The following is a 7,979-nucleotide window of genomic DNA, read 5'->3' as shown; positions in this document are numbered from 1 at the left end:
AACCGACCACTCACCGTAAGGTCTCGATAGTCACTATGAGCTAGAGACACATAATCACTGCCTACACAATAAAGCCTCAAGCGTCTCTGCAGTTAATATCCCTTCTATCCAGCAATCAAGCTTAGCTATATCGCATTCGAAAGTTGTTCATCCGCCCACTCAGGAACATCACCAAACTTCATTTTTATGAGTTTGCGTAAAGCCATAGCTTCGCCCTCTTGGCGGCCTTCTTGACGGCCCTCTTGGCGACCTCTTTGAAGCCTATTTGTTCACCTTTTTCTAAACCAACACGTTCAGCTGTATTGATATAAGGCATTTTTTTATCCTCCTCGATTGCATAGACCGCATTCAAAAAATCATCGTTCAGGGCTGAAGGGAGCTGAATCACCCAATCAATCACATTGAATAATTCCTGTATCTGCTCTTTGCTGTAGCCTCGCTCATACATCATACGAATACTTCGACATGGATCAGAAGCCACGTCTCGTCACCACCGAGTGTATACACTTTAACCAGTTTATCAGCATAACGTCTACCGGAAGTTGCATCTGGCGTCACCTGCTGCAACTCTTTATCCAGCGAGGTGTAGCCTTTGCTCCAATCGATTTCTGGAGGTATATGAGGGAAAAGTAACTGTAAAAACTCCTGAAAATAGCCATCGAGGGCTATTTTCCATGGGCTGTCATAATCTGTATTGCGGTCTGGTTCCGTGTGGGTCATAGCAACTCCTTTGCTTTTGACTGGAATGATAGCTTTTTTTAAAAGCAAGCGTCCACCGGAAACCTCCTCAAAAGCCCTGACATAGCAAGACTCAAGACCGTCGTTCGCCATGGATGGCGAACGCGAGGCTCCATGGACGGATTAATGCCGTGTCTTGAGTCTTGATAGGTCAGGGCTTACTACCCACCACTACGGCCTCAAAAATTCCCCTCCGCACACTGCAAACACGTCAACCCCAAAGCTCGCCACTGCGCAACCACCGCATCACGATCATCCAGTACCAGCCAGGGCTCAAATCCGGCAACTTTCATATCTTCAAGCAACTCGGCCTTGACCACCTCATCCCGCAAATGGTCATCACGCTCTTTACGTAAATAAACACCATCATACGGAATTTCATGAGCATTCAGCCAAGCTAGGTACGTGCCATATGCGTTTCAGGACGACCGCTGCAAATAAGGATTTTTTGCCCTTGCTGATGCAGAATACGAACAAGCTTAACAACCGCATCAATAGGCGCGGCCGTTTCCATATGATCAAAAAACGCATCCCAATGCTTCTCTTCACCCAACACCCAATGCCTTACCTCTTCAGGATCGAATTCAGCTAGGGTTCCATCCACATCAACAATAACGGCGGAGTATTTTTTCATGCATATGTCCTTTTATTGTTTAAAAATTGTTTCAACATAGTTTTGGAGAGTAATGGCTCAATCGACAGGCTTAATCGGTTAGACAATTCGATAAACACAGACGCTGCTTAAAGGTTTCTTGCCAGCGCTGCAGCTGCTCAGGCTTAGCGAACAAGGGGTAGATACGCTCAGCCTGCAGATGCTCGACCAATCCACAAATATCACTGAACCTTGGGTGCACATTCCAACGCGTCCATTCAGCACGTCCTGTTTGCACGTCATTCAATGCTTTTTCTGGCATATAGCCCGTGTAAATTACGCGACCTTGATAGTGTGGATCTGCAATTAAACGCCCCGCCGCGCCGGAACAACCATCCGGATCGGCCGCCAAGCGAACACAAGGGGTGTCTAGATCACTTTCCATCCAAAGCCTCGGCGAAAATTGCGCCAGTGCCGCATGAAAGCCTCTTGAAAATAGCGAGGGCTAAGCGACCTAACCTGCTCCAAAAATGCCACACATACGGGATCTAAACTGACAGTGTAACCACGTTGCTCCAACTGAATCGCCATTTCCAATGCGCGACCCGAGGGAGGCACTGGCAGCAGACTCTGTGGCCGCATTCGCTCCATCAAGGCGTCGATACACGCCTGTTGAGGTTGATCATAATCGCCATACGAGGCATCCAACAGCGCTACCTTGGCTTTGGGTGGCCAGTCAAAGGCAAAGCTCAGGGACTCCAGACTGATGTCACCAGAGTAATAGATGCCTTCATCAAGACCGAAATGCAACCAAACACCACCTAATGAGTGACCGTTTAAGCCTGTTGTCACCGAAATCCCGGCAATCCTGCAGGTACCGCGCAATGGCAAAGGGTGCCAGTCTCGCCCTTTGGGTAAGCTCAGTGCCGCGATTTCCGTACAATAGAGAGGAATATTAAAATCCAGCTGAGCCACACCGCCGATATGATCAATATGGTCGTGCGTGATTAAGATGGCATCCAGCTTGATGCCCTCTAACTGCCTAGGCCAATCAATCGCTTCACCAGATTGTAAGGCTCCGCCTGCATCCAACAGCAGGTTGACACCGTCTGCTTGCAGTAAAATAGCGGCAGGCGCTTTATCACCCAACCCGCTAAGACAACGTATTGCAACCGACATACTGACTCCTTATGCCGCCAATGACCAAGCCTGTGTGAGGTTAAGGCTAACCGTGGCTCCAATCGGTACAGCCATTGGATGAAAGGCCTGTAGCCGCTGTTGGTTAGGCATTTCCAGATGGATTTCATAACGCTCACCACGATACACCTGAGAGATCACGCGGGCCGTCAAAGCCGCTGATTGCGGCAATGAAGCGTTGATTAACTCAATCTGCACATGCTGGGGTCGAACCAGAAATGCACTTTGCGCACGCTCATTGGTTGGATGAAACAACGCATTGACGCCCTCTCCCGTCAGGGTTTGGTTCTCGGGCGCTTTTTTCCCCATCAAAATACTGCCTTGCCCGATAAACTCAGCCACCCATTGGGTTTTGGGTTGATGATACAGCGCTTCTGGGCTGGACCATTGCACTAGCCGACCTTTTTCCATAACAGCAATTTGATTGGCTAACGACATGGCTTCAGCTTGATCATGCGTCACATAAATCATGGTCGCGCCCGTGCGCTGATGAAAGGCTCGAAAGCTCTCTTCCATGGATGCCCGCAGGTGGCGGTCTAAATTGGCCAACGGCTCATCCAGCAGCACCACGTCAGGATCGGTCACTAAACAACGCGCCAGCGCAACACGCTGACGCTGCCCACCGCTCAAGTCTTGTGGATAACGTTGCGCGTAAGGCATCATTTCCACGGTTTCTAAGGCGTCTTTTATCTTTTTTTGATACATGCCAGAGGGAATGCGTCTGTGCTTTAATGGATACCCGACATTTTCAGCCACCGTCATATGCGGCCATAAGGCATACGACTGGAACACCATGCCCATATTACGGTCTTCAGGTGGTAGCTGAGTCTTCGCTGTTGCAAGGGTTTGATTTCCTAAGCGTAACTCACCTTCACTGAGCGTCTCGAATCCTGCCAACATGCGCAGAGTGGTGGTTTTTCCACAACCGGAAGGCCCTAAGAGCGCAACAAAGCTACCTTGTGGAATGTTAAGTGAAATCTGATCCACCACGCGATTTTGCTCGAATACTTTACTGACCTGATTCAGGATTAACTCTGCCAAGGGACAACTCCTTTGGGTAAATAGCGAGCACAGAGGCTCAACAACATCATCAATACAAACACCATCAGCACGACAAGCACCGCAATGGCGGCCGCGAGAATACTGTCACCACTTTCATCGAGATTGAAAATCAGAACCCCCAAGGTTTCTCGACCCGCACTCCAGAGCAACGCCGAGACCGTCAACTCATTGACTGACGTCAGAAATACCAACAAGCCTCCTGCCCCAACAGCCGGTGCGATTAAGGGCAAAACAATGTCGATCAGTCGTCGTGAAGGCGACGCGCCTGCAATTTGCGCGGCCTCTTCAAGACTCGGATCCATTTCATTGATACTGGCCAAAACGGGCTTTAACGCAACGCTTAAAAAGCGCGCTAAATAGGCGATAAATATAATCCACAAGGTGCCATAGAGCGCGAGATTGATGAACGGCAAGGGTTTAGCGAAGAGCAAAATACAGGCAATCGCCAAGACTACGCCGGGCAAGGCATAGGGAATTTCAATGCTACTGAGCAGCCAAGTACTTATCTTCGCCGATGACTTACGCAAGCTATTGGCAATGAGGATAGAGAGCACCATCAGTAACAACGCCGCACTAATAGACAGCAGCAAACTATTGGAAAAGGCACGTCGAGTCATCCCTTGACGAGAGACCATTTCATCATAGGCCGAGAACGTCAGGGTCTCCCAAGTCAACGGAACCCCTAATGCAGGGACTAAAGAGCTGGTCATTAACGCCAGTAAGGGGGCCATTAAAATCAGACTGATCACTAACCAAAGGGCCACTTCCAACCCAACTCGCCCTCTTTTCAAATCAAATGATTGCGCTTTACTGCTGTTGCCGAGTAAGCGAAAACGGCCCTTTTGTGCGGCATACTGTTGAATTTGTATTCCAATCAAGCCAATACGCCGATTAATACCGATAGTGACGCCATTTCAGGCAGTACGCTCGGCCCAAAACCCGACATTTTTTGATAAATGAGCGTGGGCAATACGTAGTAAGACGCTGGAATGCCCAGCATCGCAGGAATACCAAAGTTCCCAAGTGCCGATACAAATGCAATTGATGTGCCTGCAATCAAACCGTTGCGCGTCAAGGGCAGAATAATATCGAGCCAGATGTGATGCTGACGTGCACCCGATAAACGGGCAGCTTCGATTAAGTCACCAGGCAAATGAATTAAACTGGTGCGCAGAGCTAAAAACACCAAAGGCGCATGCTGAATGCCCAACAACATGGCAATACCTTCCGCCGAATACAAGGGTTGTGGAGAACCCAATGCCGGCGCCAAACCCAAGGTATTCAATAAAGGGCTACCAGGCCCCATTAACTGTAACCAGCTTAAGGCCGTCACTTGCGGCGGAATCATCATCGGCAGCATGAAACAAAACACCAAGGCCGTTTTCGCACGGATGTTGGTCAAGGTCACACTAAATGCAAATAAACTGCCTAAACACACGGCAATAAGTGTTCCCAAACCAGAGGTGTAAAGACTCCGTGAGAAGGCTCGCCAAGTCGAAGGCTCTTGCAATACCTGCGCAAAGGTAGAATCGCCTAATAAATGCCAGTCCTTTAACGCCTCGATCAACAAACGAAGACTCGGAATCAAGGTCAGCAGCAAGATAACCAAGAGGAGTATAGAAAGCAGCCAGCGCGAAGGCTGACTGCTGATTTTCGGGGTTTGCTGCATGGTCATCAGCTTCCAAAAATCTCACTGAAGCGCTTTTTATTGTCTTCAGCATTTTGCAGTGCTTTAGCGGCGTCTAATGGCATCAAGCGTATTTCGGAGCGATCCGGAAATCCGTCAGGTAACGCGATGGATTCCAATGCTGGAATGTAGCCTTGCTCAGATACCAATGCTTGGCCTGCACTCGACAAGAGAAAATCGACAAACTTTTGAGCGGCTTCTGGATGGTTTGCCTCTTTGAAAATCGCCACGGGTTCAGTCACGGCAGTGACGCCTTCACTGGGGAAGACAAACTTAATCGGCGCACCTTTGGCCGCTTCACGAATGGCCATAAAGTCAACTAAGATGCCATAGGGTTTTGTGCCAGCAGTGATTGCGGATAACACAGCTCCATTGCCCGTTTGAGCGCTGACTTGGTTGGCCTGGAGCTGCTGGTAGTAGTCCCAGCCAAATCCATCCATATCAGTCAGTGCCGCCAAATGAATTAAGGCCGCGCCCGAATACAAAGGACTTGGCATCACCACCTGGTTTTTAAGATTTTCGTGTGTCAGATCCGTCCAAGACGTGGGTTGGTGAGGAGCACGGGTATGATGAGCAATGCCCGTGGTAATCATTTTTGTGCCGTAGTAATAACCTTCGGGATGATAAAGTGCTGCATCGTAACCCGTACGCTCAGGACTCATATACGGCTGAAGAAGGTCTTCTTCTATCAGAGACTCCATTGTCACACTATCGGCAATCAAAAGCACATCGGGTTTAGATACCCCAGCACTCAATTCCGCACGCAAACGCGTCATCAACTGAGTCGTACCGTCTCTTACCCACTCAACTTCAATACCTGGGTGTGCCTTCATGAAGCATCCACCGTCATCTGAGCATCGGTATTGGGTTGGCTTGTATACAGCACCAATTTTTCGGCAGCCTGAACTGTCAACGGCAGCGCAAGAGCCACAGAGAGTAACGCTTTTTTAACATTGAACATGGACATCACCTTTTGTTGTCTCATCAAGAAGAGGTGTCCATGCTAAAGGGTTCAGGTGACACTAAAATGACATCTTTCTTTCGTATGCTAGTTGAATGCTTTCGTTTTTTAGCCAAGCCTATATTTGTTGAGAAGGTCATTATGAATTCGAAAGAAAGACGCCAGCGAATTTTAAAACAGATTAATCACGCAGGCGCTGTGCGCCCAGAGCAATTGGCCGAACAGTATCAGGTCTCGGTGCAAACCATTCGCAGTGATCTACGCACCCTTGGAGATAAAGGGTTACTGATTCGCCGTCATGGTGTTGTTGCACCCTTTCCAGGCCGAGAGAACGTGGACTTTGAACAACGACAAATCCGCAACGCTCAAGGAAAAGCACGTATCGCTCAACGCTGTTTAAGCCTGCTAGCAGAGCATCAAAGCCTATTATTGGGCACAGGCACCACTGTCGAGCATTTGGCTGCAGTGCTCTATCAAGTCTCTGGTCTGCGGATTATGACCAACAATTTGCACGCCGCACGCCATCTCTGCCATCACCCGAGTTGTGAGTTATTAATTGCCGGTGGATTGGTCAGAAAGCGAGATCAGGATGTTGTCGGTGGTGACTCAATTGAGTTTTTTAATCGCTTTAATGCCGAAATTGGCATCGTTTCAGTAGGCTGTATGGATAAATTAGGGCATCTCTATGACTACAACACAGACGAAGTCATGGCCCGAGAAGCCTTATTGCGCAACAGCCGCCATCATATTTTGTTAATCGACAGCAGTAAGTTTAATTCTGAGGGTGTTTGTCGAGCGGGTCATATCAGTGATTTCCACAGCGTAATTACCGACGAGGCACTGCACTCAAGCCTACGCAGTCAGTTATCCGCCAAACAGGTGGACGTGTTGGTAGGCTGAGTACGTCCTATAAACACACTCAGTGGTGAAGTGTCGTGCGCAGTGCTGCAATGTCTTCTTCGGTTAGGCCTGATGCATGTCTAAGCAGTGCAAGCGAAAGCTCTAATCAGAAAGCATCATACATAGTAATAAAAAAATAGACATTAATGATTATCATTTGCTAACATTAGGGTGTTGCTGATTAGGTTGTTGTAACGATCACCTCGGATCAATCGTCAGTTTAAATTAAAGTATTACCATAAGGACAGGAACATACGTATATGCTGGCTGTTTGGTCTTTTGGGAAAGATTTGTAGTGATCAAAATAAATGAGCTTAAAAACAACCAATAAACATCATAACATTAAATAAAAAACTCACACAATGAACTATGCAAGATTCGCATCAATATTCTATATAATATTACTAATAACTATAATTTTTGTAACCAGTCACTTATCGGCAAGCCTGTATGAGAAAATAGTGTTTATTGGAATCATATTTAGTCTTGGATGCATTCCTTTAACTGTGTTTTTATACACCAATAAATCAAACATAGAGTTATTTTCGAAACAACCAACATTTAAAACAATCTTTAAAATATTTTTCAGAAAATAGTAAGATGGAGAAAAAGAATGGAATCAGATACCTTAGCAATTGCTTTAATATTGACAACCACTATAGCGCTAGCGCTGCTCTCTGTAAAATTAGGACTTGTAACCATTCCTAAAAAGAACACAAAACCAAATATAGCTTATTGGACACTAATACCTACAACAATAATGGGTATTATATATTTAGGAAAACTTCTATGCGCCACTGTCTGATATCAAATCTTAATAGGTGACAACCTTGTTGCAATAC

The 7,979-nt window shown here is 47.2% G+C and carries 11 protein-coding genes and 1 pseudogene; 2 read left to right on the top strand and 10 right to left on the bottom strand.

Annotation, left to right across the window (positions count from 1 at the left end):
• Nucleotides 1-184: 184 nt before the first annotated feature.
• From D791_RS21180 to D791_RS22095, 10 genes and pseudogenes are all read right to left on the bottom strand, one after another.
• On the bottom strand, nt 185-481 hold the full coding sequence (locus tag D791_RS21180; protein ID WP_157682405.1) for a hypothetical protein: 297 nt from the start codon (nt 479-481) through the stop codon (nt 185-187).
• Nucleotides 448-720: a hypothetical protein gene (locus tag D791_RS21175; protein ID WP_036514972.1), complete on the bottom strand. Its 273-nt coding sequence runs from the start codon at nt 718-720 to the stop codon at nt 448-450. Before D791_RS21175 ends, D791_RS21180 begins: the two co-directional genes overlap by 34 nt.
• Nucleotides 721-917: 197 nt before the next feature.
• Nucleotides 918-1,115: a phosphatase domain-containing protein gene (locus tag D791_RS21915; protein ID WP_475096947.1), complete on the bottom strand. Its 198-nt coding sequence runs from the start codon at nt 1,113-1,115 to the stop codon at nt 918-920.
• 20 nt (nt 1,116-1,135) lie between these two features.
• On the bottom strand, nt 1,136-1,372 hold the full coding sequence (locus D791_RS21910) for a phosphatase domain-containing protein (RefSeq protein ID WP_337588677.1): 237 nt from the start codon (nt 1,370-1,372) through the stop codon (nt 1,136-1,138).
• A 70-nt stretch (nt 1,373-1,442) separates the two neighbouring features.
• Entirely contained in the window at nt 1,443-1,775 is a 333-nt protein-coding gene (locus D791_RS15505; protein ID WP_157682404.1) for a hypothetical protein, read from the bottom strand.
• On the bottom strand, nt 1,760-2,509 hold the full coding sequence (locus tag D791_RS15500) for an MBL fold metallo-hydrolase (protein WP_051514607.1): 750 nt from the start codon (nt 2,507-2,509) through the stop codon (nt 1,760-1,762). The genes D791_RS15505 and D791_RS15500 overlap by 16 nt, the downstream gene beginning before the upstream one ends.
• 9 nt (nt 2,510-2,518) lie before the next feature.
• Nucleotides 2,519-3,568, bottom strand: a complete 1,050-nt coding sequence (locus D791_RS15495) for an ABC transporter ATP-binding protein (RefSeq protein WP_036513524.1) — start codon at nt 3,566-3,568, stop codon at nt 2,519-2,521.
• Nucleotides 3,556-5,258 (bottom strand): annotated as a pseudogene (locus D791_RS15490) (ABC transporter permease). The gene D791_RS15495 and the pseudogene D791_RS15490 overlap by 13 nt, the downstream one beginning before the upstream one ends.
• 5 nt (nt 5,259-5,263) lie before the next feature.
• Nucleotides 5,264-6,109, bottom strand: a complete 846-nt coding sequence (locus tag D791_RS15485) for an ABC transporter substrate-binding protein (protein ID WP_420329353.1) — start codon at nt 6,107-6,109, stop codon at nt 5,264-5,266.
• The gene (locus D791_RS22095; protein WP_420329352.1) at nt 6,106-6,261 is read right to left on the bottom strand and encodes a hypothetical protein; all 156 of its coding nucleotides are present in this window, start codon (nt 6,259-6,261) and stop codon (nt 6,106-6,108) included. Before D791_RS22095 ends, D791_RS15485 begins: the two co-directional genes overlap by 4 nt.
• Nucleotides 6,262-6,303: 42 nt before the next feature.
• On the opposite strand from D791_RS22095, the gene D791_RS15480 reads away from it, so the two are divergent.
• Nucleotides 6,304-7,137 carry a DeoR/GlpR family DNA-binding transcription regulator gene (locus tag D791_RS15480; RefSeq protein ID WP_237748679.1) on the top strand — a complete coding sequence of 278 codons (834 nt, stop codon included), beginning with the start codon at nt 6,304-6,306 and terminating at the stop codon, nt 7,135-7,137.
• 613 nt (nt 7,138-7,750) lie between these two features.
• On the top strand, nt 7,751-7,942 hold the full coding sequence (locus tag D791_RS15475) for a hypothetical protein (protein ID WP_036513521.1): 192 nt from the start codon (nt 7,751-7,753) through the stop codon (nt 7,940-7,942).
• Nucleotides 7,943-7,979: the final 37 nt, after the last annotated feature.

This window comes from Nitrincola nitratireducens, from assembly GCF_000585235.1.
In the GTDB taxonomy this organism is placed as follows: domain Bacteria; phylum Pseudomonadota; class Gammaproteobacteria; order Pseudomonadales; family Balneatricaceae; genus Nitrincola; species Nitrincola alkalisediminis.
This window is presented reverse-complemented; position numbering and strand designations above follow the sequence as displayed.

Coding starts and splice junctions, on each gene's coding strand:
- D791_RS21175 (WP_036514972.1), bottom strand. CDS start 720: ATGACCCACACGGAACCAGACCGCAATACAGATTATGACAGCCCATGG.
- D791_RS21910 (WP_337588677.1), bottom strand. CDS start 1,372: ATGAAAAAATACTCCGCCGTTATTGTTGATGTGGATGGAACCCTAGCT.
- D791_RS15505 (WP_157682404.1), bottom strand. CDS start 1,775: ATGGAAAGTGATCTAGACACCCCTTGTGTTCGCTTGGCGGCCGATCCG.
- D791_RS15500 (WP_051514607.1), bottom strand. CDS start 2,509: ATGTCGGTTGCAATACGTTGTCTTAGCGGGTTGGGTGATAAAGCGCCT.
- D791_RS15485 (WP_420329353.1), bottom strand. CDS start 6,109: ATGAAGGCACACCCAGGTATTGAAGTTGAGTGGGTAAGAGACGGTACG.
- D791_RS22095 (WP_420329352.1), bottom strand. CDS start 6,261: ATGAGACAACAAAAGGTGATGTCCATGTTCAATGTTAAAAAAGCGTTA.
- D791_RS15480 (WP_237748679.1), top strand. CDS start 6,304: ATGACATCTTTCTTTCGTATGCTAGTTGAATGCTTTCGTTTTTTAGCC.
- D791_RS15475 (WP_036513521.1), top strand. CDS start 7,751: ATGGAATCAGATACCTTAGCAATTGCTTTAATATTGACAACCACTATA.